Here is a 26,081-nt window from a genome sequence, read left to right on the forward strand (position 1 = left end):
AGCACCTCTAATGACTTTCAGGAGACGCCCAATGGGATTACTGGTAAATGGCAAGTGGCAAGACCAGTGGTATGACACTAAAAAACACGGCGGCGAATTTGTTCGTGAGTCCGCTCAGCTTCGCGACTGGGTGGGCAGCCATCCGGAGACTGACGGTGACTGCTACCCAGCGGAAAAAGAGCGTTATCATTTATATGTCTCGCTAGCCTGCCCCTGGGCGCATCGCACGCTGATTATGCGTAAGTTGAAAGGGCTAGAGCCGTTGATCGGCACGTCCCATGTTAGCCCCTTGATGCTCGACCAAGGCTGGACGTACCGTCAGGACGAAGGTGCCAGTGTCGACCCCGTTAACGGCGTCGACTACCATCACCAGCTGTATACCATGACCGACCCCCACTATACCGGGCGTGTCACCGTGCCCGTGCTATGGGACAAACAGCGCAGCGCCATCGTTAATAATGAGTCTGCAGACTTGCTACGTATTTTTAACCGTGCGTTCGATGAATTGACCGGCAACGACCTGGATTTTTACCCAGAAGATCTGCGCGGTGTCATTGATGACGTAAACGCCGATGTTTACGACCACATCAATAACGGCGTTTATAAATCAGGCTTTGCCACCGAACAGGCGGTTTATGAGAAGCACGTGAAGGCGTTGTTTGACGGTCTAGAGCGTATGGAAGCACGCTTGGCCGAGCATCGTTACTTGGCGGGGGAGTGGTTAACCGAGGCGGATATTCGTCTCTTTACCACGCTGATCCGGTTTGACGCGGTTTACTATGGCCACTTCAAATGCAATTTTAAGCGCATTGAAGATTATCCCAATCTTTCCAATTACGTGAGGGAAATCTATCAGTGGCCGGGAGTGGCGGAGACCGTCAATATGGATCACATCAAACGCCACTACTATTATAGTCACGACATGATTAACCCAACGCGAATCGTACCTGCTGGGCCACTACTCGACCTTGAACGGTCTCACGACCGGGAGCGTTTACCGGGGCAGGGCGTGCGGCGTAAATAGATGCGTATCGCTAACTAGCAAAAAGGGCCGCCCAGTTGGGCAGCCCTTTTTCTAATGCTGAGATTCTACTGCTAGCGTTTCGTTGCTATTAAAAACGTTGCTATTAAAAACAATGGGGAAGCGTTAGCCATTATCATCGATATCTAACGCTTCACGGGTACGCTGCCAAGCGCTTTCAGCGCCCTCTTGGGTAGTTTGCCAGGCATCGCGAGCGTTGGCTTTAGTCTGCTCCCACCACTCGTTATTGTAAGCCGGGAAGGCTTCGACTTCTTCCTGGCTGGCTTCGACCATAATGCGATGTTCTGTATCACCATCGGCGTCCGTTTCGGTTTCGAGGGTGAAGTAGTCGGTATCAACAACGATCTCGCGGCCGCCGAGGCCCAGTACTGAACCGCTTTCGATCACAATCGCGGTAATGCGCATCTCTTCATCAAACAGGATGTCATCGACGTCACCAATCTCTTCACCGGAACCGCCGGCAAAATAGACCTCTGCATCAAGAATGTCGTCGGCAGAATACATGCCCTGGGGCTCATCCTGCGCGTGAGCATTCATGGCAACGCTGCCCATAAGGGCGGTACCGATAAGGGTTGTGAGGATTGTCTTACGCATAGCATCTCTCCATGTGGCTACGATAGATAATAGATCGGTGTGCTTGTAGGTGTATTGGGGGATAACGTAACTAGAACCACCAACACATAGTGTTGCTAAAAAAAACCGACCTACCAAAACGGAAATGGTGTAATTAAAGGGGGGGCTTATAATGCTATTACTGCTTATCAGCCCAGTCATCGGCTTGACGCTCTGCTTCTTCGCGCTCTAGGCCGTACTTCTGCTGAAGCTTGCCTACCAATTGATCCTTTTTACCACCGATCTGATCCAACTCATCGTCGGTGAGCTCGCCCCAGCTTGAGCGTGCCTTACCCTTCATCTCTTTCCATTTGCCTTCAATTTGATCCCAGTTCATTGCATCGCTCCTTGAGAATAGTGAACTTGATTAGGCACTTTTTCAGGTTAGACCATATGTGCATGAGCGCAAGTCCTTGTTTCAATGTGGTGTAAGTTAAAAGTACTGGTCAGACGCCAAATGCAATGGTAGGATGCGCGCTCCTCGCATGTGTTGACCCCTCCATCACGACGGTAAGCGTTTAACTGCATAGTTATTAATGGGTAGATGTTAATAGTTATTTGTAGTGTCGCTTGCGGGAACATCTCGCCAATTGCTAGATGTTCATTGCTGTGTAGATGGCGCGCCTCCAGTATTTCACCAAACGGGTGAAATCGGCGCAGAAGGTCGCCACAACGGTTGGCCCGCTAATGCGTTGTTTGCCAACCGGATGCTAGGTGCGACCGGCGTCTCCGACTCCACTGATGGCTTTGACCGCTACGGCGGTGCCTGTTATCGATAATGACCATTCTTCATGTCGTTGTGCGATGACTGAGTCAGAGACGCTTATGATGTTTTTTGCCGGTACTTGCCGGCCTACCAAGGTGTGATTAATGACCTCGACTTCTGTCGCCTCGCCGAGCTTCGGCGATCTGGCTCTTTTGCCTGCCGTTCTGTCTGCTGTTGAATCACAGGGCTACCTCGTTCCCTCGCCGATTCAGGCACAAACTATTCCTGCGTTGCTTGAAGGCCGCGATATGCTGGGCCAGGCCCAGACGGGTACCGGCAAAACCGCAGCGTTTGCATTACCGTTACTGTCACGTTTAGAGCTGACTCGCCGTGAGCCCCAAGTGTTGGTTATGGCGCCAACCCGCGAATTGGCTCAGCAAGTAGCTGCCTCGTTTAGTAAATATGGCCAAAACCTGAAAGGTCTCGAAGTTGCGACCCTATGTGGTGGCCAAGAGTACCGTGAACAGCTGGGCGCCCTTAAGCGTGGCGCGCAAGTGGTTGTCGGTACCCCCGGCCGGATTATCGACCACCTGGACCGCGGTAGCCTGAAGCTTGATGGCCTCTCCGCCCTAGTGCTGGACGAAGCTGATGAAATGTTGCGCATGGGCTTTATCGACGACGTAAAACGCGTGGTTGCCGATACCCCGAAAGATGCTCAGCGTGTGTTCTTCTCAGCGACACTGCCCACTGAAATCGAACGCATCGTTAACCGTTACTTGGTTAACCCAGTGAAAGTCGCGATTGAGTCGGGCACCACGACCGGCGAAAACATCGAACAGCGCATTGTGCGTGTTGATGGTGGCGCTAAGCTTGAAGCTCTTTCGCGTATTCTTGAAGTCGAGCCGGTCGATGGGGCCATCGTCTTTGTGCGTACCCGTGCTGCGTGTACCACGCTGGTTGAGCAACTGACTGCACGTGGCGTTAACGCCGCAGGCTTGTCGGGTGATCTCGATCAGAGCCTGCGTGAGCGTACTATTACGCGCTTGAAGCGTGGCAAAGTCGACGTACTGATCGCTACCGATGTAGCTGCCCGTGGTCTTGACGTGTCGCGTATCACTCACGTTATCAACTACGATCTGCCTCAAGATGCAGAGGCTTATACGCACCGTATTGGCCGTACCGGTCGTGCGGGCCGTAGCGGTATCGCGATTACCTTTGCTGGCTTCCGTGAAGGCCGCAAAGTGGGCTGGATGGAGCAGGCAACCGGTCAGAAAATGACCGAAATGCCGCTACCTGATGAAGCCGCTATTCGTGCCCATCGCGATGACGTCTTCTATCAGCGTGTTATCGCCTCCTTAACGAAGGGCGCCGAAGAGCAGCGTGCGCTGATTGAGCGTCTGATCGAAGAAGGCCATGACCCGGTCGAGCTGACTTGTGCGTTTGCCGCTATGGCGCGTGCTGACGAAGCGCCGATCGGTCGCCTGCAGGCGCCGCGCAAAGAGAAGCCCTCGCGTGATGGAGCGTCTGGCGGTAAGCCGGGTGCACGCCGCGAACGCACTGGTGCGCCAACTGAAGGTATGACGCGCTACCGCGTATCGGTTGGTCATAAAGATGGCGTCAAGCCTGGCCAACTAGTCGGTGCCCTCGCCAATGAAGGCGGCATTGAAGGCGCGCGTATCGGTCGTATCGATATTCGCAACGCTTTCTCTGTGGTCGAACTGCCGAGCGGCTTGCCCTCGACGATTCTGACCAAGATGGCCCGTGCCCGTGTGGCCGGTCGTCCGTTGGAAATCAGCGAAGACAGCGCACCGGCTGAGCGCGCTCCCCGCCGTCGTCGTGACGAAGGCGATGCGCCGGTTCGTCGTCGCGAACGCGCCTAAGTCTTCACCACTGTAAGGATTAATCAGCTGCCGCCAAGCGGCAACTGAGAAGATCTCGACGCCCTCGTACCGTTACTGGTGCGAGGGCGTTTTTTTGCTACCTTATTCACCATTAACCGTTTCAAGGAGGAAACCATGTCCGCACCACTACACGAATGGAATCTGGCACCCAAGGAAGCGATGGCGCTGCAGTTGCAGTTGGCGAGGCGATTGGAACTTACTGATCGCCTAGCGCCGATAACGCATATCGCCGGGGTGGATATTGGGTTCGAAGAGGGCGGCGAAATCACTCGGGCAGCGGTGGTGGTATTGAAATGGGATCCTGCCACCGCACCCGATTTAAGCGTGGTGGAACAGGTAGTTCATCGCGAGCCCACCCGCATGCCGTACATCCCCGGCTTGCTTTCGTTTCGAGAAATCCCTGCCGCGCTAGGCGCGTTTGAAAAACTCAGCGTGATGCCTGAGCTGGTGATGGTCGACGGCCAGGGGATTGCACACCCACGCCGGTTAGGCGTGGCGGCTCACCTAGGGCTATGGCTCGATCTACCTACCATCGGTATTGCCAAGTCACGCCTATATGGCCAACACGCCGAGGTGGGCGAGCAGCGCGGCGACTGGGTGCCGCTCTACGCGGGGCAAGAGACCATTGGTGCCGTTTTGCGTTCCCGCACCAAGGTCAAACCCGTGTATGTGTCGCCCGGGCACCGTATCACTCTTGAAACCTCACTGACCTGGGTGTTGCGCTGCTTAGGGCGTACCAAGCTACCTGAGCCAACGCGTCTGGCGGATCGGCTGGCCTCACGGCGTGATCAGCGCAAGTAGCCATTGATTGCCAATGGCTAAGGGCTATACAAACGCCAAAAAACGTCGCAGTAGGCTGGAGGCCTCTTGGCAGTCAGTAATGTTCGCCAGCAGGGTGTCGGGCTCTTCGCCTTGGTCGCGTAGGGCGGCGCGTTGGCGTTCAAGGTAGGCGCGCATCACCGGTGCCGTAAATTCCGGGTGAAACTGCACGCTCCACTGGCGCGGGCCGTAGCGCAGCGCCTGGTGGGCGTCGTGGCTGTTATGGGCCAGCACCGTGCAACCTTGGGGCGCCTGCATCACCGACTGGGCATGGGTCAGGTGGGCAGCAAAGCTCTCCGGTAGTTGGCTAAACAGGGGGTCTTGTTGGCCTGCTTGAGTGAGCCGCACGGTGCGTGTGCCGGATTCGCGGCCTGCCGGATGGTAGTCACTCACGCCACCAAAAGCGGCGGCCATTAACTGGTGGCCATAGCAAACGCCTAGCATGGGAATGTCGTTTGCCAGCGCCTCCTTCAGCCACGGCTTCAGTGCTTCGCTCCAGGGTTCGGCCTCGCTGACCATACTGTGCGAACCTGTAATCACAATACCCGCGAGTGTATTAAGTTCAGGAGCACTGGGTTGGCGGGTTGCATCCCACACCTGTAGTTCTAAATGCGCGGACAGCGCGGTGCTAAGCTGCTTTATAAATAGCGTTTCAAAATCACCGTGCTGGTCGACGACTTCCGGAAAAGCGTCGCCGGTTTTAACGATCAATACACAGGCCATATCACTCCCTCAGTATGATGAAACGCAAACATTGAACAAAGGCCTTTCAGGAAGAGCGCAAAGGCGTGAAGATAGCCTACCATGGCTGCTTAAATGGTAAGAACGCATTAATTATGAACATCATAAGGAGACAATAATGCAACAGGTTACCCGCGCAGGCGAACCACTGGATGTGGCTGGCACATTGCCAGCAAAAGGGCAGGCGGCACCGGCGATGACGCTGACCAACACCGATCTGCAAGACGTTACGCTCGATACGTACGCAGGAAAGCGTAAAGTGCTCAATATCATCCCCAGTGTGGATACGCCCACTTGTGCCATGTCCACGCGTCACTTTAACGAGCTGGCGTCTAACCTTGCCGACACCGTGGTATTGGTCGTCTCAGCGGATTTACCCTTTGCAGCCAAACGCTTTTGTGGCGCGGAAGGATTGGATAACGTCGAAACGCTGTCTACTTTCCGCCACCCCGAGTTTCGCGAAGCCTGGGGCGTAGCACTGTGCAACAACTCCATGGAAGGCCTTTGCGCCCGTGCAGTCGTCGTACTGGATACCGATAACCGAGTGCTGCACAGCGAGCTGGTGAGCGAGTTGAAGAACGAGCCTGATTATGATGCTGCCTTGGCGGTGCTGAGCTAGCTCGTATGCCGTGTAGCATGCCGCTCTGACGCCCTCACCAGCGCGCGAATCAAGCGCTGCTGGGGGCGATTGAAAATCAGCCACTCCGGGTGCCACTGCACGCCAATCAAAAAGTCGTGCTCCGGTGACTCAATGCCCTGCACCAAGCCATCCCGGTCGCGTGCAACGATTTCAATTCCTCTGCCTGCCTGGTAGACGGCTTGATGATGCAGGCTGTTAACCCGACACCAGGTAACCCCTAGCAGGCGGTGCAACTTACTTGCCCCCACGATATCAACGGTTTTGCGCGGCAGAACGGTGCGTCGTCGTTTTAGCCCTTCGTGGGTGGTGTAGATATCAGGATCCAGTGTGCCACCAAGATGCACGTTGATTAATTGTGCCCCTCGGCAAATACCCAGCACCGGTGTATGCAGCGGAATAAAACGTTCAAGCAGGGCTAGCTCCAGTTCATCCCTTGCAGGGTCTAAACGAACATCTAATTGTACTTCTCCGCCGTAGAGGTGGGCCTGAATATCGTCGCCGCCACCAATGATCAAGCCGTCCAGGCTTTCCGGCTGCGGGCGTGAAGGCGATAACCGCAATGGTTTGCCGCCATGCCGCCAGACGGCGAACCAATCAAACCACCACGCTAAGTGGCTTTTTTGGTCAGAGGTAGTAATTCCGATAAGCGGCCGAGTCATGTGGATAGTTACTCACTGTGACAGGAAATAAAGAATGCTAAACGGGTTTTATATAGCTGGGCTCTACAACACAATCAGTGTTCGCGGCGAAGCAAACGAACTAGTTTTTCTTTTATGCGGGTCAGCATCGGTCGGTTATGGTCGGCGATATACTCAGCGCAGCGAGCGAGTAACACCTCAGAATTAGCGGCAAGTTTCTCAACTTCCACCCAGCGATTCCACTCGGTCACTGAGCCCCACCCCGGCTGGGAAAGCTGAGCGTTGGGTAAGCGGTAGTGAAAGGTGGGGCGCGGCTTGGTAAGCTGCGTATGCAGCAATTCATGAGAGTGATCGGGGCGTAGGTAGGCAAATAGCGGCAGCATATCCAGCTCGCGATTGCGCGTGGGATTATGGTGCAAGTAGTCGTCAATCAGCGTGTCGAGATCAGGCGAATAGCGGCTATCCAGTATTTTTAACGCATAGGCTTTGTGAAATGGATTCGCGTGGGGCAGCATCTCACGGGTAATATCGACTTTAATTTCGTCGCGCAGCCAGCCAGCCAGCAGCAGGTACGCACGCAGCATGGCTAGCAAGTAGTCAACGTCGAAACGCTCCGCTTCAGGGTTTAGGTGTAAGCCAAACCCATACAGCAGGCTGGCATCGGTGCCTTTAGCGCCATGTGCTCGTAGTGCCTCGAACAGCGCGTCTAAATCTTCCAGCTCATTCCAAGGTATCGGTGGGCAAACGATTTCGGTAGGCACCAGGCCTGTGACCATGTCGCCAATCAGCTCGCGGGTTTTGTGATGGAACTCGACCCGGCGTTGATGCTGATGGCGCGCCCACTCGCTATCTTCTGGGTGAGGGTCGTCGGCCAGCGATTTGTCGGGATGCGCGTATTGGGTGTCGAGCTCGATACCAAATTCGCCCCAGCGGGTATCCTCAACGAGTAGCCGATGGGGGCTTACCACGTTAAGCTCCCCGCCAAACAGTTCACGTACGATCATCGCCGTGTCTCGGGGCGGCAGGCCAGCGAACTCGATTTCAATGCCAACGTGCCGGATTTTCCCCTGGCTGTTTAAGCGGTTAGGTGGAGCTTGTAGCGTCATCTCGGCGTCCTTGAGGTGAACGTTTAAGTCTTCAGCCTATCATAGTCACGCGTTGAGACTGAGCGTATGACGGGCCATAGCGGCGGCAAATGATAAGCAGGACGCCATCTAAGCTAATTTTCAGGAGTAAGGCGTGCGACAGCACTGGTTAATCAATTCGTTAATAGGTTTTGTCTTGTTTGTATTGGCAAGCCTAGCAATGACGAGCATGGCAATCACTCAGGCCCAGGCGCAAACGGTGTCGCTGCCCGGCCTGAGCAGCGGTTCCGAAGAGGAAAGCGCTGACGTTAGCGGTGAAGAATTTCAGAAGTCGCTCACTGACGTCATCACCATGCTTGAAAACGAAGAGCGGCGCACAGAGTTGCTTAAATCGCTACGCGAATTGCAAGTAACCGCAGACGCTGCCAGCGCAGATGAGGGCGTAGTACGCCAAGGATTACTGGGTGCTCTCGCCGATACCTTAAGTGACCTGGGTGATCAGGCCCAGGCGGGGGATTCGCCAGTTGATCAGTGGTCACGCCAGCTGGTTCAGGGCGTAGATGATTTGCGCGCGCTTAACGATGATGCCGACCAGGGGGAGGCGATTCGAGCGATTGCCGAAGGGGCGGTGCTGGCCTTGGTTTGGGGCGTACTGTTGGTGCTGATGATTGCCTTTGGGCGCATGATCGCTACCCGGCGTGAGTGGCCGTTGGATCTGCCTCGGGATCCCAAGGGCTGGCTGATGGCAGTGCACTTTTTGCGTCGCATGCTGCCCTGGGCACTGTCGTTTGCCATTACCTTGGGGATTGGCCAGGTGCTGCCCGATAGCCCTGGGCGTACGCTAGTATTGGTAGTGGCCTATATCTGCCTGTGTGGCAGGGCGCTATCGGTGGTGTTTGAAACAGTCATCGCGTTCTTTAGCCGTGGCCATCGTTTTACTGCGGTTCAACTGCTTCAACAGCGTGCGCTGCGCGGGCTGTTTGTGATTGGTGCTTTGATTGCGCTTGGCGACGCGGTCAACTCCACTCGTCTCGTTGAAATGCTGGGTAGCGAGCTGTCGAGCCTAGCCTCTGTGCTTTCCAATATGCTCGCGGCGTTGCTTGCAGCGCGGTTTATTCTCAAGTTTAAGCGCCCCGTGCGCCACCTGATTTGCAACCGGCCCTTCAAGCAGCGGCGTGACGCCAGCACCGCGGTCGAAATGATTCGCTCCCTGGGGGGGCTATGGCACATACCCGCGCTGCTGCTGGTGAGTGGTTCGCTGCTGGCGATTTTTATCACCGTGGGCGATGTGGGCACTGCTCTGGCGCGCTCGATTATTTCCGCCAGCCTGCTGGTACTGACACTGGTAGTCACCGGGTTGCTGCGCCGCCAAGCGGAACGGATGGGTAAGCGTCGCCACCGCCGCCGTTATAGCCAGTATCGTAAACGTTTAGAGCGCTTCGGCTTCGTGTTGGCGCACATCTGCTCGTGGATGGTGTTTGCCGAACTCTCAATGCAGGTGTGGGGCAGTTCGTTCTTCGGTTTGGGCCAACAAGCCGTGGCCAGCGCGCGGATTGGCCAAGCGCTGGTTAGCTTGGGGGCCACGGTGTTGCTTGCATGGCTGGTATGGATATTTGCCGATACCGCCATTCAGCGAGCGCTAACATCGTCAGCCCGTTCACGTGGGCGGCGGGTCAATCAGGCCCGGGCGCAAACCATCACGCCGATGATCCGCAACGTCATCTTTGTAACCATTCTGATTATTGCCGTTATCGCCGGGTTGGCTAATTTGGGTGTCAACGTCACACCGCTGCTGGCGGGTGCTGGTGTGATCGGTCTGGCGATCGGTTTTGGTGCGCAAACGTTAGTGCAGGATTTGATTACCGGTATTTTTATCTTGATCGAAGATTCGTTAGCGGTCGATGACTTCGTGCAGATCAATAACCATATGGGCACGGTCGAGGGGCTGACGCTGCGCACTGTGCGGCTACGCGATTTGGATGGCATTGTGCACATCATCACCTTTAGCCGCATTGAGTCGATTCATAACATGTCCCGCCAGTTCGGCATCGCGCTGATGCGAATACGCATTCCGTTTGATATGAAAATCGACGATGCGATTACGCTGATGCAGGAGACTGCCCAGGAGCTGCGCCGTGATCCGATGATGCGCCACTACATCTGGTCGCCGCTGGAGATGCAGGGCGTTCAGGGCTTTGAAGATGGCTGCCCCATTTTACGCATGCGCTTTCGCACCGCGCCGGAGATGCAGTGGGATGTCTCGCGGGCGTTTAACCTGTTGCTGAAGCAGCGTATGGAAGCTCAAGAGATTGACCTGGGCGTGCCGCGTCTTAGTGTCAGTATGGAAGCACGCGCTGAAGACCGCATGGAGGCGACCGCGGGTACTTCATTCTCTTTAGAAGAGGGCTCGCAAGAACAAGCCGGGCAAGAAAACACTTCGCCTGAGAGTGAACAAGGCAAGCATAGCGCGACGCAAGCAAGTGACTTCAACCCACAGGAGCATAAGAAACCAACACCTCCGAAGCCCGCGCCGCGTCCGACAAAAGCTGAGATTCGCCAGGATGAACAGGCACGCAGGCACGATAATACGAATAATCGTGCTGCGTCACATCGGCAAAAGCCCCAGGCACAGGGCAAGCCCCAGAGCGATTCCTATGCCAGCCCCGGTGGCGAACACGGCGATGAGTAGCCACGGGCCCCGCCAGCGGCGCCAACGGTTGTACAACGAGACCGCGTGGCTAACGCGGTCGACCAGTTCGTCGTGACGGGAAATGGCGTGATCCGGCGGCAGCGAAAAGTCGTTGGCGACATCGCCCTGCCAGTGGGCGCCGTGGCTGAGCCCCAGGCGCGCTCGTAGCTTTCCGATATCGCTGACGGTGTCGTGCAGCGTATCGTAGGTTTCGCGGCGTTCGGCAACCGCGAACACCGCCTCGGCATCCTGGCGTAGCGCGCTATGCTGGCAGCTAGCCACGGCTTGGCTGATTTCTTGTTCGTTGGCCTCGGGGGAAACCGCGAGGCGCTGGTACAAATCGCGCATAGGGTCAATTTATTCTCATGGGCCAGTGCATCCTGCGAAACGTCTAGCGTTACATGGTCTTAGTAAGTTTGCATCAAATAATCATAGGCGTTTTTAATACGCTGAAACCGCGCTGAGGCCAAGGCGACCTGTTGTTCACTTTCCGAATAGAAGCGGTCTGGATGGTGGAGCTGCGCCATCCGCCGATAGGCGTGGCGAACCTCTACCCGGGTGGCACCTGGGGTAAGTCCCAGCACCGAAAGCGCCCGCGTGGTGCGATCGGGCGGCGGTGAGGCGCGCTGCTGGCGATGCTCTTGTTGGCGATGCTGGTGACGAGAATCTTGCTGGCGAGAGCGGCGCCGTTCGCGCTCGGCCTGTTCGCGCTGCTGTTGTTGCCGTTGCCGTTCCTGCTCCTGTTGGCGCGTCTGTTCACGCTGGCGCTGCTGTTCCTGTTCGCGGGCTTGGCGAGCCTGCTCCTGGCGTTGCTGTTTCTCCTGCTGTTTTTGTTGCTTTTGCTGGTGGCGTCGCTCTTTCTGTTGTTGCTGCTGTTCGGCCCGAGCATTGGCCTGTTGGTGGTACTGCTCAGCGGCCTCGGCTTCGCGTGCTTTTCGGGCATGATAATCTGGGTCGTGTGCCTGCCAGTAAGCATCACGGCTGGGGTCTTCGGGTGTGGCAAGGGGTGTGCCGGTGAGCTCTTTAAACAGAGTATTCAAGGTCATTGGTGCGATACTTAGCAGGTCGGCCAAAAAACGCAAAATATAGTGGTTGGCCAGGGACAGCTCGCCGTCGTCAGTGGCGACGGTAATCGCTTGATGAATAACGCTCAGGCTGCGTTCTGTGCCGCATTCTTTGCGAACCACCTCGGCAGCTAGTTGGATCGCTTGCAAGTCTTGGCTACGGGCAATACTCATTACTGGCCCCAGCTCATGCCCGTGGCGAAACTGTGCGGTCACCTGAGCCAGGCGGCGGCGCCGCTGCCCCTCTGAAACATGTTGACGGTGCACCAGCACCCAGGCCAACAGCAGCAGGGTTGCCGTATCCACTTGGCTGCGGCTCTTTAATAGCAGCAGCTCAAAGGGTGAAAAACGGGCAATGGACATTTCCTAGCTCCATAGGTGAAGAGGTGAGCAGAGGGGTGGCTTTAGGTAGCGCCATGATCAAGTTAGCCATGGTATATCATCGCGTTAGGCAAAGGAGTAGGAGATTGATGAGTTGATCAACGTTGAGCGTAAAAACAGCTTTCAGCTGCGTCTTACCCGGCGGCTCAAGGAAGAGACATCGCATAACCTCGACGTCTATCTTTTTGTGCCTGGCGATTTGGGATTAAGCACCCAGCTTATCTCAGAAGAAGCCTTTTATCATGCCGCTATCAATGTCTCGCGCACCTACTACAGTGACGAGTATCTCTTACCGCTGGTGCACAGTCGGCTGGCCAGCCGTAATCGGCTCGGCAGCGACTCGTATCGGTTGAGCTTGAGTCTCTACGCCTATCAATACGTGGAAGCGATGGAGCGCACTACTCGAGCAATGTTGGTGAATGCCAATAAGCTGCGCCATGCTCGCCAAGAGGAGCGCGAAGAGAACAGTGAGGTGCAAGAGAGTGCCGTTGCCCTACGTGACCAACTGCATGAGATGATCGACTTGAGCGATGGTATTCTCAAGCGGCTGCGTCGCCACCAGCCTGATGACGAAAGTCTATATAAGTACTTTGCCAATATCGATAACTACCTCTCCTGGTTTACCGAACAACAGCTGCTGGCGCTGGTGGCACACATGCCCCGCGGCGGAGAGTTTACCGATATTCGCCGACGTTTTATTAGCGTGTGTCACCGGGAGGGCGAGTATCGCCGCGAACAGCAGTACAACGCCGAGCGCGTGATGGCTGATCCCACGCGGATGTCGAATAAAATGCGCTTGTTGCGGCGCCTGATTGAGCACCCGATTACCCTGAAACAAGAGGCATTGGAGCTGGGTGGCGGCGAGCAAAAAGCGGTCAAAGCGCTTGCCACCGCCGTGGTAATGGCCTTTGTATCGTTAGGCGTGCTGCAGTTGCGTAATGCTCTGGGAGATATCACCGCGCTGTTCGTATTAGCCATGGCGCTGCTCTACGCCCTGCGCGAAGTGTTTAAGGATGATTTGCGCAATACCCTGTGGCGCTGGCTGCGTAAAGGCCGTCCCAAGTGGCGGCGCCAGTATTTAGACCCCACGCGCAACGCCGTGGTGGGCCGCCAGTTGGAGTGGTTTGACTACAAGCGCTACGCATCGCTGGGCGATGATATCAAGCAGATGCGCCGCCGTACGGTAGCCCAGCGTGAAGAAGTGGTGCTGCACTATCGTTCAAGCTCACGTATGTCGCCTACGCGCTTTTTGAGCGGCTACGAGCATACCCGCGAAACGCTCAATCTGGATATCTCCATGCTTACGCGACTAATGAGTAAGGGCAAGCATCACATCTACCGTTTAAAAGATGGCCAAGCAGTTCGCGAGGGCGTCGAGCGCCGTCATCTGTTTAACTTAGTGGTTCGGGAGACGGGCAGTGAGGATAGCCCTTACTTGGCCCGCTGGAAGGTTGTCGTTAGCCGCTCGGGCATTGTCGATGTCGAGAAAGTCGAAGAGAGCAGCGTGGTGAAGGAAAGCGAATAACAAAAGTGCCAATAAACTGCGCCAGGTCAACGCAGCCTCAATGCGTTCTTTGAGATCGCTAGCCAGCATGGGCAAATCTTCAGCAGCGAGCTAGGCTCAAAGAACAAGCAGGATAATCTGCATCTGCGGCTCAGTCTTTAAAGGTTGAGCTCAAGGAGGAGTACAATGCAAGCTATCGATATTATGACGCCCAAAGTGGTGAGTGTGGGGCCTGACGCCGAAGTACGTGAAATTGCGCAACTGCTGCTCAAGCACCGTATTAGTGCGGTGCCTGTCGTAGATAGTGAGCGGCGGGTGATTGGCATTGTCAGCGAAGGTGATTTAATGCGCCGGGTAAAAAGTGACAGTGATCATGGACACTCCTGGTGGTTATCGCTGTTTACCGGCGGCAAGGATGCTGGCGACTATGTTAAGTCCCATGGTCGTAAAGCCCACGAGGTCATGACCCCGAATCCAATGACCGTGGAAGAGAACACGCCGCTGCATACCATTGCGCGAATGCTGGAAAAACATCATATCAAGCGGGTGCCTGTGCTACGTGATGGCAAGTTAGTGGGTATTGTTAGCCGTGCTAACTTGCTCCAGGGTATCGCCAATGCCGCAGTGGCGCCAACCCAGTCGCCCACGGATGATCGCCAAATTCGTGAGGCTATTCTCAAAGAAGTTGAGAATAATACCGGCGTACAAGTTGAAGGTATTAGCGTGATTGTGGATGGCGGCGCTGTGGAGGTATGGGGGCTGGTCGAATCCCTTGAACAGAAGCAGGCGGTAACCGTTGCTGCGGAAAACGTGCCAGGGGTTACCCAAGTCGAAAATCATCTGGGCATGATGCCGCGGGGCGTGGGCTATATGTGACCTAAAGCCCGCTATTAAAATAGCGGGCTCTGCTTTCTTTACCTTACACCACTGCTTTAATCGCCTGCTCTAAGCTGTTCACGCTGCGCTCTGTGTGGTGCAGCTTATCGAGGCCAAATAGACCGATGCGGAAGGTTTGGAAGTTATCACCTTCATCGCACATTAGCGGTACGCCGCCCGCCACTTGCACGCCCGCCTGGGCAAGTTTGCCCACTAAGCCACTATCGTCGCTATAGCACACCACTACGCCTGGGGCTTCAAAACCTTCCGCAGCAACGCTCACAAAACCGTGGCGTTTAAGCATGGCGCGGACTTCCCGGCCAATCGCCTGCTGCTCCTCTTTTACCTTGGCAAAGCCGTAAGCGCGGGTTTCCTGCATAATGTCCCGTAATTGCCGCAGTGCATCGGTAGGCATGGTGGCGTGGTAGGCGTGCCCGCCATTTTCATAGGCCTGCATAATGCTGTGCCACTTGCCCAAATCGCAGGCAAAGCTGTTGCTCTGGGTCTCACTCAAGCGTTGCGTGGCACGTTCTGAGAGCATTACCATGGCGCAGCAGGGCGAACCGCTCCAGCCCTTTTGCGGCGCGCTTACCACCACATCAATGCCGAGTGCCTGCATATCCACCCACAGAGTGCCCGCGGCAATGGCATCCAGTACAAACAGGCCACCTACCTCGTGAGTGGCTTCGGCGAGCGCTTGAATATAGTCATCTGGAAGTAGCAAGCCCGCAGAGGTTTCGACTTGCGGGGCGAACACGACGGCAGGTTTTTCGCTACGAATCTGCGCGACGGCCTCCTCAATGGGCACTGGCTGAAAAGGCGAGCGAAGCTCATCGGCCTTTAGACGCCGTGCTTTAAGCACCGTGTGCTGATCGGTTAAGCGACCCATCTCAATAATTTGCGTCCAGCGGTAGCTGAACCAGCCGTTACGAATAACCAAGGTTTTCTGGTCAACGGCAAACTGGCGCGCCACCGCTTCCATGCCAAAGGTGCCGCTACCGGGCACGATAACGGCCGCTTGGGCGTTGTACACCTCTTTCAGCGTGGCTGAAATATCCCGCATCACACCTTGAAACTGCTGTGACATGTGATTCAGCGAACGGTCTGTGTAGACCACCGAGTATTCAAGCAAGCCGTCGGGGTCGACGTTGGGTAGTAAACCAGCCATGGCGTTCTCCTGTTTTTAGAAACAGCCTGTTGTTAGAAGCAAATCATTAAACACGCATCGTGAGTCACGCTAAAGCGCGAGGTTGCGTTTCAGAATACGGATAACTTCGTCGCGATGCCAATGATGATGGTCTAGGCACTATAAACGGGATAGCGACTAAAGTTGCACGCGAGTAAACGTTTACGTCGACGGGGTAAACGTTTACTTTGTGGGTTATGCAGCACTTTTAAGCTGCTTTTGTGCTGTTAACCAGCTACGGCTAAGGAGAATAGATGACCATTAACGTTACCGTTTGGGGTGAAAACGTCCACGAACAAACCAATGAAGTCGTGGCGCGAATTTATCCAGAAGGTATGCATAACTGCATCGCCAAAGGGTTAAACGAAGCTGAAGGGCTCGATGCCCGTGCGGTCACTCTGCAAGACACTGAACAGGGGCTAAGTGAAGAGATCCTAGAAAATACCGACGTGCTGCTGTGGTGGGGCCACGCTGCCCATGGCGATGTGTTGGAGGAAACTGTCGACCGCGTGCAGGCGCGCGTGTTGCAGGGGATGGGGCTAATTGTGCTGCATTCTGGGCACTACGCAAAAATCTTCAAACGCCTGATGGGCACGACCTGCTCACTTAAGTGGCGGGAAGCGGGAGAGCGCGAGCGGCTGTGGGTCGTTAACCCTGGTCACCCTATCGTTCAGGGCCTGGGCGACTATATCGAACTGCCGCATACTGAAATGTACGGTGAGCCATTTGCGGTGCCAAACCCCGATGAAGTGATTTTTATCAGCGCCTTTGAGGGTGGTGAGGTATTCCGTTCAGGGCTGACCTACAAGCGCGGCAACGGCAAGATTTTCTACTTCCGCCCAGGTCACGAAACCTATCCGATCTATTACAACGAACAGGTAAAAACCGTGCTGAAGAACGCTGTGAAATGGGCGCGCCCGGAAGGCTCCCGCTGGATCGATAGCTGCCCCAATGTTCCTGCCGACCAGGCCCCCAACCCGGTGGAAATCAAAGGCGAAGGGCTGCATAAACCTGGCGAGGAGGGCTTCAAATGATCCGTTTAGCGATAATTGGCGCTGGCAGTATGGCGGGGGAACACGCCAAGCACTTTAGCCGGATCGAGGGGGTGGAAGTAGTGGCGGTGTGCGATATGGAGCTGGCCAAGGCCCGCGACTTTGCTGGCCGTTTTGGTATCGCCGATGCGTATGACGACCTGGAAGCTATGCTGGCGCGGGAGGATATCCAAGCCGTTAGCAACGTCACGCCGGATGGTGTTCATAAGCGCACGTCACTGGCCGCGATCACCGCAGGTAAGCACATTCTGTGCGAAAAGCCGCTGGCGACGAATGCGGATGATGCGCATGAAATGGCCCAAGCGGCGCAGGCCGCCAAGGTCATCAATATGGTCAATTTTAGCTATCGCGATGCCCCGGCCATTCAGCATGCTCGTGCGCTGATTACCGCTGGGGCGATTGGTCAAGTTCGCCACGTAGATGCCAGCTACCGGCAAAGTTGGCTGGTCAGCAATGAGTGGGGGCGCTGGGATCAGGAGAGCCAGTGGTTATGGCGGCTCTCGGAAGCCCATGGCAGCAAAGGTGTACTGGGCGATGTGGGCGTTCACATTGTTGATTTTGCCAGCTTTCCGGTCGGCGATATTACTCGCGTTAACTGCGAACTGACCTGTTTTGAAAAAGCTCCAGACAACCGGATTGGTGACTATTTGTTGGATGCCAACGACACCGCGCTAATGCGAGTGACGTTTGCCAATGGGGCCAAGGGCACCATTCAAGCCACCCGCTGGGCGACCGGGCATCACAACTCGTTAACCCTGAGTGTACACGGCGATAAAGGTGCTATTCGCGTCGATTTAGACGCCTCAAAAGACGACGTGCAGGTGTGTTTGGACGATGACGTTCACCCGGCGCGCTGGAGCACAGTGAAGGCACCGCCAACACCCAGTATCTATCAGCGTTTTGTTGAAAGCATCCGCAGTGGTCAAAACGACCAGCCGGACTTTGCCCGCGGGGCGGCGATCCAAACCGTTCTTGATGCCTGCGTTATCTCCAGTCAGGAAGATCGCAGCCTGGAAGTTGCAGTGTAATCAGCGTCGCAACGCCGGGTGTTTTTCGGCACACTGGAGGCATTCCAGGTGAAAAATAGGGCGGGAAATAGCCGGTGAGAGATTCGGTGATAAAGAGCAAGCAAAGCGCCCAAACGGCCACCATCCGAGAAATTGCCCGGCGGGCCGAGGTATCGATTGCCTCGGTGAGCCGGGCCCTGAACGGCAAGCCAGGGCTCAGTGATGCCCTGCGTGAGAAAATTTTGGCGATTAGCCAAGAAGTGGCCTACCAACCCAGCGCCGCGGCTCGTCAGCTAATAAGCGGTAAAACGGCGGTGGTAGGCATCTCTCTCGGCCGTCAGGATATCGAGCTGCGCCCTTACTATATCTTGCTCTACCAGCACCTTACCGTGGCCCTTCATCAGCAGGGTATAGTGCCGGTGTTCTTTAATCACCAACAAACCGCTGAATTACCCGAACGCGCGGGGGCAGCTATTTTGCTTGGTGAAGCCCCAGGCGATGAGCGCCCAGCGCTGCTTAAGGCCGCTGCGATTCCTTTTGTGCGCATAGGTGATGCCGGGGAAGGCTTTTCCGTCGCCCCGGACGATCGGCAGGGGCTGTATGAGATGACCCACCACCTCATTACCCAGGGTCGCAGGCGGCTGGCGTTTATGGGCGGCGAGCTAGAGGTGCCGCGTCCCCATAGCCGTTTGGAGGGCTACCGGCGGGCGTTGGCAGAGGCTGGGTTTGCTGAACGCTTGATCAGCCTACCGCACCGCTTCGCGTCAGACTCCCTTAACAGCTATCGCTATCTAAATCGCTATTTAGACGAAGAGGGCACTCAATCATTGCCTTTTGATGCGCTGGTATGCGCCACCGACGAACTAGCGTTGGGCTGTGTGGCCGCGCTTGAAGACCGCGGGATTGAAGTGCCTTTTCAGGTCGCGGTGACAGGCTTTGATGACCTGCCCACCCTCGCTACTGGGCTCACCACCGTACGGCAGGATATTGCCGAGATAGCCGAGACGAGCATGGCACTACTGGCAGAAGCAAGGGCGGGAGAAGCGCCCCGGCACGTATCGTTGCCGGTGGCGCTGGTGCTACGGGAAACGAGTTAGCACGGCGGCAACTGCTCCGGCCTAAAGGCGTCGGGGAGCAGTGCTTGCATATGCAAGCTTGGGTGGCTGCAGGTTCGATCTGTGACGACCTATATGCTGGATACCTGCATCTGTTCATTCATTATGTGCGAACAAGGAGCATCGGTTATCAGTCGCCTAGCCACTGAGGTTGGGCAGGGGAATCGAATAGTGGGATCGACGCTGACTTATGCCGAAATTCGCTATGCAGAAATGCGCTATGGTCAAATCGGTAAGAAAGCATCTGCTAAGCACAAGTCTCTTGTTGATGAATTCGTGAAGCGATTGGATGCCGTATTGCCCTGGGATAAGCAAACCGTGGATGCAACCGTTGAGATAACGCGGGTGTTAGCTAAAGCAGGCACGCCTATTGGCTCAAACGACTCGGCCATTGCAGGGCATGCAATCGCCTCGACTTGCACCCTGGTTACCAACAACGTGCGTGAATTTAGCCATGTACCAGGGCTGGTTTATGAAGACTGGATTCATTAACACTGGCTATTTTTACGTGAACAGTCAGTTTTATGGAGACAACACAGTGAATCTATATTTTCGAATGATCTGGCTACTACTGACGACGAAGCGTCGACGCGGTTGGATGCGCCTGAATGCCCTTGAAAATACCCTTGAGGGAATTGTTTTACTCAATGATATCGATGTGAATGGCCACATGAACAATGGCCGGTTCATGACGGTCTGCGATCTTAACCGCATTGACTTGTTCATTCGCACAGGCTTGGCTCGAATCATGCTTCGGCGAAAATGGATGCCCATCATCTCTTACCATGACATGAGCTACTATAAGTCACTCAAGCTTGGTCAGCGTTATCGTTGCAATATGAGTATGGAGCATTGGGACGAGAAGTACTTTTACATGCGGCACAGGTTTACCAACCCCAGCGGTGCCACGGTTGCTGAAGGTGTTTCGCGTGCGGTTATTCGTGGTAAAGACGGCGTCATTCCACCCGAAGAAGTGGTGGCTGCTGTGGAAGCGTATCAACAGTTGTCCACGGAAAAGCCGTCAGCTGAATAAAGCGAAACGGCTTCTTTGGCGTAGAAATATTAACGCGGTGGCAACTGCTCCGGCCCGAAGGCGTCGGGGAGCAGTGCTTCCATGGTGTAGGTTTTGAGCAGCTCTCCGCTGCCGGATAGCACCTTGATCTGAGTCTCTGGCGTGGCGAACTCGCGAATGCGCTGACGACAATCGCCGCAGGGCGTACAGAGGTGATCAGCGGGGCCCATGACGTAGACGGTCGCCAGCTGGCGTTGGCCTGCGGTCACCATGGCGGAAATGGCCGAGGCTTCAGCACACAAGCCTTTGTAGTGCGCCACCTCCACGTTGGTGCCGGCAAACTGCTGACCATCGGGAGTCACCATCACCGACGCCACCGGATGCGCGGAGTAGGGCACATAAGCGTTAGCCCGCGCGTTTAACAACTTTTGAACGATCTCTTCCAATACTTGATCCATCACTTTTCCTTTTGGCCGCTTCAACGCCCTAAGCGCGGGCAGCGTCGTCGCGAAGTACTGTGTCCAGTGCAATCAGCATCATATCGTCGAAGGTGGTTTGACGGTCGGCGCTGGAGAGCGAGTCGCCTTTCAGGATGTGATCCGACACGGTGCAGATGGTCATGGCGCGGGCGCCAAACTCAGCGGCGACGCCGTAAAGACCTGCGGCTTCCATCTCGACGCCGACAATGCCGTAGCGCTTGAGCATTTCAGCCATTTCGGTTTGCGGGTTGTAGAACAAGTCTGCAGAGAAGATGTTGCCCACTTTGACCGGCACGTTTTTGGCCTTGGCGGCGGCCACTGCGTGCTGGGTGAGTTCAAAATCCGCAAGCGCGGCGAAGTCGTGGTCATTGAAGCGCATGCGATTGACTTTGGAGTCGGTGCTGGCGCCCATGCCGATCACCACATCGCGGACGTTGACGTCGTCGCGTACCGCGCCGCAGGAGCCCACGCGAATTAGCGATTTTACGCCGTAGTCGGTGATCAGCTCTTTGGCATAGATGGAGACCGACGGAATGCCCATGCCGTGGCCCATCACGGAAATCTCGCGGCCTTTATAGGTGCCGGTATAACCAAACATGTTGCGCACGTCGTTGACCTGACGCACATTCTCCAGGTAAGTATCGGCGATGTATTTGGCGCGCAGCGGGTCGCCGGGCATCAGTACGGTATCGGCAAAATCACCGGGAGCAGCGTTAATATGTGGGGTTGCCATCAAAGGTCTCCTTTAAGCGGCGCTAGTCGTTAAGCGGCGTCGGGTAGAAAGCTTTTGCCATCGGCCATGGCCGGTAGCAGGAAAAAGTCGGCCAGGGTTTGGCCAATATCGGCAAAGGTGCCGCGCTCGCCCAGCGGGCCGGGGGTAAAGCCGGGGCCATGTACCAGAATGGGGATGTACTCGCGGGTGTGCTCGGTGCCGTGCCAACTGGGGTCGCAGCCGTGATCGGCGGTGAGAATCAGCAGATCATCTTCGCTTAGCGCAGCCAGTAGATTAGGCAGCTTTGCATCGAAATCTTCCAGCGCGGCGGCATAGCCCGGCACGTCCCGGCGGTGGCCATAGACCGAGTCAAAATCGACAAAGTTGGTCATGATCATGGCGCGCTCGCCTTCGTCGCGTTGGTTGGTGCGCTCGATCTCTCTGAGGGTGGCGTCCATGAGTGCGTCATGGCCGCTGGCTTTTACCTTGTGGGTAATGCCGCAGTGGGCGTAGATATCGGCGATTTTACCAATCGAGACCACTTCGCCACCGGCATCGGCGAGCTTTTGCAGTACGGTGGGCGAGGGCGGCTCAACGCTGTAGTCGCGGCGGTTGCCGGTGCGGGCGAAAGTGGTGCTGTCTTCGCCAATAAACGGACGCGCAATGACGCGGCCAATGTTATAAGGCTCCAGCAGCTCGCGGACGGTTTCGCACAGCTTATAAAGCCGCTCAAGGCCGAAATGCTCTTCGTGAGCGGCGATCTGAAAGACCGAATCCGCCGAGGTGTAAACAATTGGCTTGCCGGTGGCGACGTGCTCTTCACCCAGGCGGGCGATGATCTCGGTACCGGAGGCGTGGCAGTTGCCAATCACGCCGGTGAGATTAGCTTCTTGCACGATGGCGTCGAGCAACTCAAGGGGGAAACTGTCGGTTTTATCTAGAAAGTAACCCCACTCGAAGCGTACCGGGACTCCGGCAATTTCCCAATGGCCGGAAGGGGTATCTTTGCCGCTGGAAATTTCTTTGGCGTGGGCGTAAGCACCTTCCAGACTATCCGGCAGCGTGACACCTTCGGCAACGCTGCCCGTGGCATCGCGGTGGGCATGAAATAGTCCCAGCTTGGCCATGTTGGGCAGCTTGAGTGGCCCAGAACGGTTGGCGTTATCCGCCTCACCACGGGCGCAAGCGGCGGCTATATGACCCAAGGTGTCGGAGCCTTCATCACCGAAGGTCGCGGCATCCGGGGCGGCGCCAATCCCAAAGGAGTCAAGTACCAGTACAATCGCGCGGCTCATAAGGCTTCTCCACGGAAAGTGTCTTGTAGCAGGGTGTCGGCGCTGGCCGTACCTTCGCCAATTGTAAACGCTGCACGCAGCTGTTCGGCGGCGCGCTCGGCGGCGGCGTCACTGCGGGCGTGCACCATGGCAATGGGGCGCTGGCTATCCACGCTCTCACCGATTTCGACGATGTCGGTGAAACCGACGCTGTGATCGACGCTGGCATCGTTACGCAGGCGGCCACCACCCAGTTCCACCACGCTCATGCCCACCGCACGGGTATCGATGCGTTGCACGATACCCGATTGCTCGGCATATACCGGCTTGATTACCTCGGCCTTGGCTAGGTAGTGTTCGGAGCGTTTCATAAAGTCGCTGGGGCCACCGAGTTCGTGCACCATGCGGGCGAATACTTCAGCAGCTGCGCCAGAGGTTAGCGCCTTCTCAAGCTGAGTAAGCGCTTCTTCACGTGAGCCTGCGAGCCTGCCGGCGATCAGCATTTCCACGGCCAGTTCACGGGTGACTTGCATCACGCGGCTGTTGGGGCGGTCGCCACGCAGCAGGGCCAGAGTCTCAACGATCTCTACGGCGTTACCGGCGCAGGGCGCCAGCGGCTGACTCATATCGGTGAGCAGGGCGGTGGTGGGCGTGCCTGCCTGGGTGGCCACATTGGCGATGCTTTTGGCCAGTTCGCGGGATTTTTCCGGCGTAGGCATAAAAGCGCCGCTGCCGACTTTAACGTCCATTACCAGCGCATCCAGTCCGGAGGCCAGCTTCTTGCCCAAGATAGAGGCGGTAATCAGCGGAATCGATTCCACGGTGGCGGTCACATCGCGCACGCCGTAGATGCGCTTGTCGGCGGGGGCGAGATCACCCGTTTGGCCAATAATCGCTACGCCGGTGGTTTTCACCACCTCGCGGAAGCGCTCAGGGGCAGGGTAGGGGTCGTAGCCGGGGATCGATTCGAGCTTATCCAGGGTGCCACCGGTGTGGCCCAGGCCGCGACCGGAGATCATCGGTACAAAGGCGCCGCAGGCGGCGACCCAGGGGCCGAGCACCAACGAAACCAAATCGCCCACGCCGCCGGTGGAGTGCTTGTCGACGATCGGGCCGGGCAGGTTTAGATCGCTCCACTGCATCACGTGGCCAGAGTCGCGGGTGGCGGTGGTCAGCGCAACGACTTCTTCACGGCTCATGCCGTTGAGAAACACGGCCATGGTGAAGGCGCCAATTTGGGCGTCGCTGATGCGATCATCGGCAATGCCCTGCACAAAGGCTTTAATCTCTTCCGCGGGCAGCGGCTGGTTATCACGCTTTAGGCGAATCAGCTCCTGGGGAAGAAGGGTGTGTTTAGTCGCGTTGGCAGACATTAGTAACCTCCGTCAGTGGTGGCCGCGTTGGTGTTGCCGGTCAACGTAGCCAGCAGATTACCCAGCAGGCTAGAGGCACCAAAGCGGAAGTGAGCGGGCGTCGCCCAGCCTGAGCCCATAATATCGTTAGCAAGAGCCAAATATTCTGCTGCGTCTTCGGCGGTTTTGACGCCACCTGCTGCTTTAAAACCAACGTCTTGGCCACTGGCCTTGATGGCTTTGAGCATAATTTCTGCGGCTTCCAGTGTAGCGTTAACAGCTACTTTGCCGGTCGAGGTTTTAATGAAATCCGCACCGCCTTCAATGGCCAGTTCGCTGGCGCGTTTGATCAGCGCAGGTTCTTTGAGCTCGCCGGACTCAATGATCACTTTGAGCAGTGCTTGACCAGCGCAGGCGGCTTTGCACATTTCTACCAGCTCAAGGCCGGTCTCTTCGTCGCCTGCCATCAACGCGCGGTAGGGAAATACCACATCAACTTCATGGGCGCCGGAGGCAACCGCATCGCGGGTTTCACGGGCGGCGGCCATAATGTCGTCGTCGCCATTAGGGAAATTGGTGACCGTGGCGATCTTCACCTGCTCGTTTAGCTTGTGAGCCGTAAGGGCACGCTGGGCGGTGACAATAAACTGTGGGTATACGCAGACCGCGGCAGGGGTGCCAAAGGGCGTTTTTACCTGCTGGCAGAGCGCTTCAATGGTGCTGTCCGTGTCGTTGTCGTTCAGGCTCGTCAGATCCATGAGGGTGAGTGCTTGGCGGGCGGCTTGGACGATATGGGGAGAGGCGGTCGCAGTCATGGAATTCTCACAAATCAGTAAAAGATAAAAACGGGCACTGCGGATAAAGCCGCAGTGCCCGCCACCTTCAGTAAAACCCGCTGCGTTAAGCAGTGACGTTACTTAGGGCGATAAAGAAGCCAGCAATCGAGGCCGACATCAAGTTGGACAGTGTACCGGCCAATACGGCTTTGACGCCAAAACGAGCAATCTCTTTGCGGCGGGTAGGGGCAATGCTACCCAGGCCACCCAGCAGAATCGCAATGGAGGAGAGGTTCGCAAAGCCACACAGCGCAAAAGAGAGGATCGCCATGGTGTGCGGTGTCATCATCTGACCCGTCGCAGCTACCACCTGTTCCCCATCAATGTAAGGCGCTAGGTTGATGTAGGCGACAAACTCGTTGACCACTAATTTTTGGCCAATGAATGAGCCAGCCAGCGTCGCCTCTTCCCAGGGTACACCCAACAGGAAGGCCAGCGGGGCAAACAGCCAGCCCAGGATCAGCTCCAGGCTCAGCGAGTCAAAGCCCACCCAGCCGCCAATGCCACCCAGGATGCCGTTGATCAGGGCAATCAGGGCGATAAATGCCAGCAGCATCGCGCCCACGTTGGCGGCCAGCATTAAACCCGAGGTAGCGCCCGATGCAGCAGCATCCAGGACGTTGGCAGGTTTATCTTCCAGGGCTTCAATCTCTTCTTCCACCTTGGTAACGCTGTCGCTGTCGGTAACGTCTTGGGTTTCCGGCATGATCAGCTTGGCGAACAGCAACCCGCCCGGCGCCGCCATAAAGGAGGCCGCTACCAAGTACTCCATGGGAATACCCAGCGCGGCGTAGCCCGCCAATACTGAACCGGCGACCGACGCCAGACCACCACACATAACGGCAAACAGCTGCGAAGGCGTCATGCGGGCGATAAACGGGCGCACCACCAGCGGCGCTTCGGTCTGGCCGACGAAAATATTTGCCGTTGCAGAAAGCGACTCCGTGCGAGAGGTGCCCAGGGCTTTTTGCAGGGCACCACCGAGGATGCGAATCACCCACTGCATAATGCCGATGTAGTAGAGCACGGCGATCAGCGAGGAGAAGAAGATAATGACGGGGAGTACTTTGATCGCAAATACAAAGCCGACATTATCCACATCGGCTAAGCCGCCGAACAGAAAGCCGATACCATCGTTGGCATACACCAAAATTTGGCTAACGCCGGAGGAGATGGCCTGTAGTACCGCTTGGCCAAACGGCACATAAAGTACAAAGGCACCAATCCCCGCTTGTATAGCAAAGGCGCCCAGCACGGTACGTAGCCGGATCGATTTACGGTCGTAGGAGAAGATCAGGGCAATGGCCACCAGAGTGACCATACCCACCAAGCTCATAAGGAGTGTCATAAGGAGATCC

Annotated in this window: 27 protein-coding genes; 13 read left to right on the forward strand and 14 right to left on the reverse strand. The window is 56.3% G+C overall.

The annotated features are described in order from the left end of the window. Positions 1–31 precede the first annotated feature (31 nt). Positions 32–1,024 (forward strand): glutathione S-transferase family protein, encoded by a 993-nt coding sequence (locus tag RO22_RS05220; RefSeq protein ID WP_027959900.1) that lies wholly within the window; start codon positions 32–34, stop codon positions 1,022–1,024. Between the two features lie 123 nt (positions 1,025–1,147). Here RO22_RS05220 and RO22_RS05225 read toward each other — a convergent pair whose 3' ends face one another. Together RO22_RS05225 and RO22_RS05230 are read right to left on the reverse strand one after the other, a co-directional pair. Next, positions 1,148–1,636, reverse strand: a complete 489-nt coding sequence (locus tag RO22_RS05225) for a PRC-barrel domain-containing protein (protein ID WP_027959899.1) — start codon at positions 1,634–1,636, stop codon at positions 1,148–1,150. Positions 1,637–1,793: 157 nt separating this feature from the next. After that, the gene (locus RO22_RS05230) at positions 1,794–1,991 is read right to left on the reverse strand and encodes a CsbD family protein (RefSeq protein ID WP_027959898.1); all 198 of its coding nucleotides are present in this window, start codon (positions 1,989–1,991) and stop codon (positions 1,794–1,796) included. Between the two features lie 253 nt (positions 1,992–2,244). Between RO22_RS05230 and RO22_RS24065 the strand changes: the two genes are divergently transcribed. From RO22_RS24065 to nfi, 3 genes are all read left to right on the forward strand, one after another. Further along, entirely contained in the window at positions 2,245–2,433 is a 189-nt protein-coding gene (locus RO22_RS24065) for a hypothetical protein (RefSeq protein WP_039859330.1), read from the forward strand. 91 nt (positions 2,434–2,524) lie between these two features. Continuing rightward, entirely contained in the window at positions 2,525–4,240 is a 1,716-nt protein-coding gene (locus RO22_RS05235) for a DEAD/DEAH box helicase (RefSeq protein WP_027959897.1), read from the forward strand. A 135-nt stretch (positions 4,241–4,375) separates the two neighbouring features. Then, a complete protein-coding gene (nfi, locus tag RO22_RS05240) occupies positions 4,376–5,062 on the forward strand; it encodes a deoxyribonuclease V (protein WP_027959896.1) in 687 nt (228 codons plus the stop codon). Positions 5,063–5,086: 24 nt separating this feature from the next. Here the strand turns inward: nfi and RO22_RS05245 are convergent, their stop codons facing one another. Beyond that, entirely contained in the window at positions 5,087–5,803 is a 717-nt protein-coding gene (locus RO22_RS05245) for a glutamine amidotransferase (RefSeq protein ID WP_027959895.1), read from the reverse strand. Positions 5,804–5,939: 136 nt separating this feature from the next. On the opposite strand from RO22_RS05245, the gene tpx reads away from it, so the two are divergent. After that, positions 5,940–6,440, forward strand: coding sequence for a thiol peroxidase (tpx, locus tag RO22_RS05250; RefSeq protein WP_022520654.1), 501 nt, complete (start codon positions 5,940–5,942; stop codon positions 6,438–6,440). Here the strand turns inward: tpx and RO22_RS05255 are convergent. After that, positions 6,437–7,120 (reverse strand): gamma-glutamyl-gamma-aminobutyrate hydrolase family protein, encoded by a 684-nt coding sequence (locus RO22_RS05255; protein WP_035538585.1) that lies wholly within the window; start codon positions 7,118–7,120, stop codon positions 6,437–6,439. The genes tpx and RO22_RS05255 overlap by 4 nt on opposite strands. 74 nt (positions 7,121–7,194) lie before the next feature. Next, the gene (locus RO22_RS05260; protein ID WP_027959893.1) at positions 7,195–8,205 is read right to left on the reverse strand and encodes an amidoligase family protein; all 1,011 of its coding nucleotides are present in this window, start codon (positions 8,203–8,205) and stop codon (positions 7,195–7,197) included. 133 nt (positions 8,206–8,338) lie between these two features. Between RO22_RS05260 and RO22_RS05265 the strand changes: the two genes are divergently transcribed. Beyond that, positions 8,339–10,873, forward strand: coding sequence for a mechanosensitive ion channel family protein (locus tag RO22_RS05265; RefSeq protein ID WP_027959892.1), 2,535 nt, complete (start codon positions 8,339–8,341; stop codon positions 10,871–10,873). Here RO22_RS05265 and RO22_RS05270 read toward each other — a convergent pair. Continuing rightward, positions 10,790–11,221, reverse strand: coding sequence for a hypothetical protein (locus tag RO22_RS05270; RefSeq protein ID WP_022520651.1), 432 nt, complete (start codon positions 11,219–11,221; stop codon positions 10,790–10,792). The genes RO22_RS05265 and RO22_RS05270 overlap by 84 nt on opposite strands. Positions 11,222–11,280: 59 nt before the next feature. Continuing rightward, a complete protein-coding gene (locus RO22_RS05275; protein ID WP_027959891.1) occupies positions 11,281–12,300 on the reverse strand; it encodes a J domain-containing protein in 1,020 nt (339 codons plus the stop codon). 112 nt (positions 12,301–12,412) lie between these two features. On the opposite strand from RO22_RS05275, the gene RO22_RS05280 reads away from it, so the two are divergent. Beyond that, positions 12,413–13,843: a hypothetical protein gene (locus tag RO22_RS05280; protein ID WP_027959890.1), complete on the forward strand. Its 1,431-nt coding sequence runs from the start codon at positions 12,413–12,415 to the stop codon at positions 13,841–13,843. A 165-nt stretch (positions 13,844–14,008) separates the two neighbouring features. After that, positions 14,009–14,698 carry a CBS domain-containing protein gene (locus RO22_RS05285; protein ID WP_027959889.1) on the forward strand — a complete coding sequence of 230 codons (690 nt, stop codon included), beginning with the start codon at positions 14,009–14,011 and terminating at the stop codon, positions 14,696–14,698. 43 nt (positions 14,699–14,741) lie between these two features. Here the strand turns inward: RO22_RS05285 and RO22_RS05290 are convergent, their stop codons facing one another. After that, on the reverse strand, positions 14,742–15,866 hold the full coding sequence (locus tag RO22_RS05290) for an aminotransferase class V-fold PLP-dependent enzyme (protein WP_027959888.1): 1,125 nt from the start codon (positions 15,864–15,866) through the stop codon (positions 14,742–14,744). A gap of 272 nt (positions 15,867–16,138) precedes the next feature. Between RO22_RS05290 and RO22_RS05295 the strand changes: the two genes are divergently transcribed. The 5 genes from RO22_RS05295 (at position 16,139) to RO22_RS05315 (ending at position 20,091) form a co-directional block, all read left to right on the forward strand. Continuing rightward, positions 16,139–16,918: a ThuA domain-containing protein gene (locus tag RO22_RS05295; RefSeq protein WP_027959887.1), complete on the forward strand. Its 780-nt coding sequence runs from the start codon at positions 16,139–16,141 to the stop codon at positions 16,916–16,918. Further along, positions 16,915–17,964 carry a Gfo/Idh/MocA family protein gene (locus tag RO22_RS05300; RefSeq protein ID WP_027959886.1) on the forward strand — a complete coding sequence of 350 codons (1,050 nt, stop codon included), beginning with the start codon at positions 16,915–16,917 and terminating at the stop codon, positions 17,962–17,964. The genes RO22_RS05295 and RO22_RS05300 overlap by 4 nt, the downstream gene beginning before the upstream one ends. A gap of 86 nt (positions 17,965–18,050) precedes the next feature. Continuing rightward, positions 18,051–19,040: a LacI family DNA-binding transcriptional regulator gene (locus RO22_RS05305; protein ID WP_027959885.1), complete on the forward strand. Its 990-nt coding sequence runs from the start codon at positions 18,051–18,053 to the stop codon at positions 19,038–19,040. A gap of 93 nt (positions 19,041–19,133) precedes the next feature. Then, positions 19,134–19,550: a type II toxin-antitoxin system VapC family toxin gene (locus RO22_RS05310; RefSeq protein WP_196518226.1), complete on the forward strand. Its 417-nt coding sequence runs from the start codon at positions 19,134–19,136 to the stop codon at positions 19,548–19,550. Continuing rightward, positions 19,531–20,091, forward strand: coding sequence for a thioesterase family protein (locus tag RO22_RS05315; RefSeq protein ID WP_197029740.1), 561 nt, complete (start codon positions 19,531–19,533; stop codon positions 20,089–20,091). Before RO22_RS05310 ends, RO22_RS05315 begins: the two co-directional genes overlap by 20 nt. Before the next feature lie 29 nt (positions 20,092–20,120). On the opposite strand, the gene cdd is transcribed toward RO22_RS05315, so the two are convergent. The 6 genes from cdd to RO22_RS05345 form a co-directional block, all read right to left on the reverse strand. Then, entirely contained in the window at positions 20,121–20,528 is a 408-nt protein-coding gene (gene cdd / locus RO22_RS05320) for a cytidine deaminase (protein WP_027959882.1), read from the reverse strand. A gap of 28 nt (positions 20,529–20,556) precedes the next feature. Next, positions 20,557–21,282, reverse strand: a complete 726-nt coding sequence (gene deoD / locus RO22_RS05325; RefSeq protein WP_027959881.1) for a purine-nucleoside phosphorylase — start codon at positions 21,280–21,282, stop codon at positions 20,557–20,559. Positions 21,283–21,311: 29 nt separating this feature from the next. Then, positions 21,312–22,556: a phosphopentomutase gene (locus RO22_RS05330; RefSeq protein ID WP_027959880.1), complete on the reverse strand. Its 1,245-nt coding sequence runs from the start codon at positions 22,554–22,556 to the stop codon at positions 21,312–21,314. Next, entirely contained in the window at positions 22,553–23,908 is a 1,356-nt protein-coding gene (gene deoA / locus RO22_RS05335) for a thymidine phosphorylase (RefSeq protein ID WP_027959879.1), read from the reverse strand. Before deoA ends, RO22_RS05330 begins: the two co-directional genes overlap by 4 nt. Further along, positions 23,908–24,702, reverse strand: a complete 795-nt coding sequence (gene deoC / locus RO22_RS05340; protein ID WP_009287197.1) for a deoxyribose-phosphate aldolase — start codon at positions 24,700–24,702, stop codon at positions 23,908–23,910. Before deoC ends, deoA begins: the two co-directional genes overlap by 1 nt. Before the next feature lie 85 nt (positions 24,703–24,787). Then, positions 24,788–26,071: a NupC/NupG family nucleoside CNT transporter gene (locus RO22_RS05345; RefSeq protein ID WP_009287198.1), complete on the reverse strand. Its 1,284-nt coding sequence runs from the start codon at positions 26,069–26,071 to the stop codon at positions 24,788–24,790. Between the last annotated feature and the right edge of the window lie 10 nt (positions 26,072–26,081).

The organism is Halomonas sp. KHS3 (assembly GCF_000830495.1).
Classification (GTDB): Bacteria; Pseudomonadota; Gammaproteobacteria; order Pseudomonadales; family Halomonadaceae; genus Vreelandella; species Vreelandella titanicae.

What these genes read in the sequence shown, in the direction of transcription:
- RO22_RS05230 (WP_027959898.1), bottom strand. Translation starts at nt 1,991, where the DNA reads ATGAACTGGGATCAAATTGAAGGCAAATGGAAAGAGATGAAGGGTAAG.
- RO22_RS05275 (WP_027959891.1), bottom strand. Translation starts at nt 12,300, where the DNA reads ATGTCCATTGCCCGTTTTTCACCCTTTGAGCTGCTGCTATTAAAGAGC.
- RO22_RS05220 (WP_027959900.1), top strand. Translation starts at nt 32, where the DNA reads ATGGGATTACTGGTAAATGGCAAGTGGCAAGACCAGTGGTATGACACT.
- RO22_RS05225 (WP_027959899.1), bottom strand. Translation starts at nt 1,636, where the DNA reads ATGCGTAAGACAATCCTCACAACCCTTATCGGTACCGCCCTTATGGGC.
- RO22_RS05245 (WP_027959895.1), bottom strand. Translation starts at nt 5,803, where the DNA reads ATGGCCTGTGTATTGATCGTTAAAACCGGCGACGCTTTTCCGGAAGTC.
- RO22_RS05260 (WP_027959893.1), bottom strand. Translation starts at nt 8,205, where the DNA reads ATGACGCTACAAGCTCCACCTAACCGCTTAAACAGCCAGGGGAAAATC.
- RO22_RS05315 (WP_197029740.1), top strand. Translation starts at nt 19,531, where the DNA reads ATGAAGACTGGATTCATTAACACTGGCTATTTTTACGTGAACAGTCAG.
- RO22_RS05255 (WP_035538585.1), bottom strand. Translation starts at nt 7,120, where the DNA reads ATGACTCGGCCGCTTATCGGAATTACTACCTCTGACCAAAAAAGCCAC.
- RO22_RS05270 (WP_022520651.1), bottom strand. Translation starts at nt 11,221, where the DNA reads ATGCGCGATTTGTACCAGCGCCTCGCGGTTTCCCCCGAGGCCAACGAA.
- RO22_RS05300 (WP_027959886.1), top strand. Translation starts at nt 16,915, where the DNA reads ATGATCCGTTTAGCGATAATTGGCGCTGGCAGTATGGCGGGGGAACAC.
- RO22_RS05295 (WP_027959887.1), top strand. Translation starts at nt 16,139, where the DNA reads ATGACCATTAACGTTACCGTTTGGGGTGAAAACGTCCACGAACAAACC.
- deoD (WP_027959881.1), bottom strand. Translation starts at nt 21,282, where the DNA reads ATGGCAACCCCACATATTAACGCTGCTCCCGGTGATTTTGCCGATACC.
- deoC (WP_009287197.1), bottom strand. Translation starts at nt 24,702, where the DNA reads ATGACTGCGACCGCCTCTCCCCATATCGTCCAAGCCGCCCGCCAAGCA.
- RO22_RS05310 (WP_196518226.1), top strand. Translation starts at nt 19,134, where the DNA reads ATGCTGGATACCTGCATCTGTTCATTCATTATGTGCGAACAAGGAGCA.
- cdd (WP_027959882.1), bottom strand. Translation starts at nt 20,528, where the DNA reads ATGGATCAAGTATTGGAAGAGATCGTTCAAAAGTTGTTAAACGCGCGG.
- RO22_RS05330 (WP_027959880.1), bottom strand. Translation starts at nt 22,556, where the DNA reads ATGAGCCGCGCGATTGTACTGGTACTTGACTCCTTTGGGATTGGCGCC.
- tpx (WP_022520654.1), top strand. Translation starts at nt 5,940, where the DNA reads ATGCAACAGGTTACCCGCGCAGGCGAACCACTGGATGTGGCTGGCACA.
- RO22_RS05290 (WP_027959888.1), bottom strand. Translation starts at nt 15,866, where the DNA reads ATGGCTGGTTTACTACCCAACGTCGACCCCGACGGCTTGCTTGAATAC.
- RO22_RS05285 (WP_027959889.1), top strand. Translation starts at nt 14,009, where the DNA reads ATGCAAGCTATCGATATTATGACGCCCAAAGTGGTGAGTGTGGGGCCT.
- deoA (WP_027959879.1), bottom strand. Translation starts at nt 23,908, where the DNA reads ATGTCTGCCAACGCGACTAAACACACCCTTCTTCCCCAGGAGCTGATT.
- RO22_RS05345 (WP_009287198.1), bottom strand. Translation starts at nt 26,071, where the DNA reads ATGACACTCCTTATGAGCTTGGTGGGTATGGTCACTCTGGTGGCCATT.
- nfi (WP_027959896.1), top strand. Translation starts at nt 4,376, where the DNA reads ATGTCCGCACCACTACACGAATGGAATCTGGCACCCAAGGAAGCGATG.
- RO22_RS05235 (WP_027959897.1), top strand. Translation starts at nt 2,525, where the DNA reads ATGACCTCGACTTCTGTCGCCTCGCCGAGCTTCGGCGATCTGGCTCTT.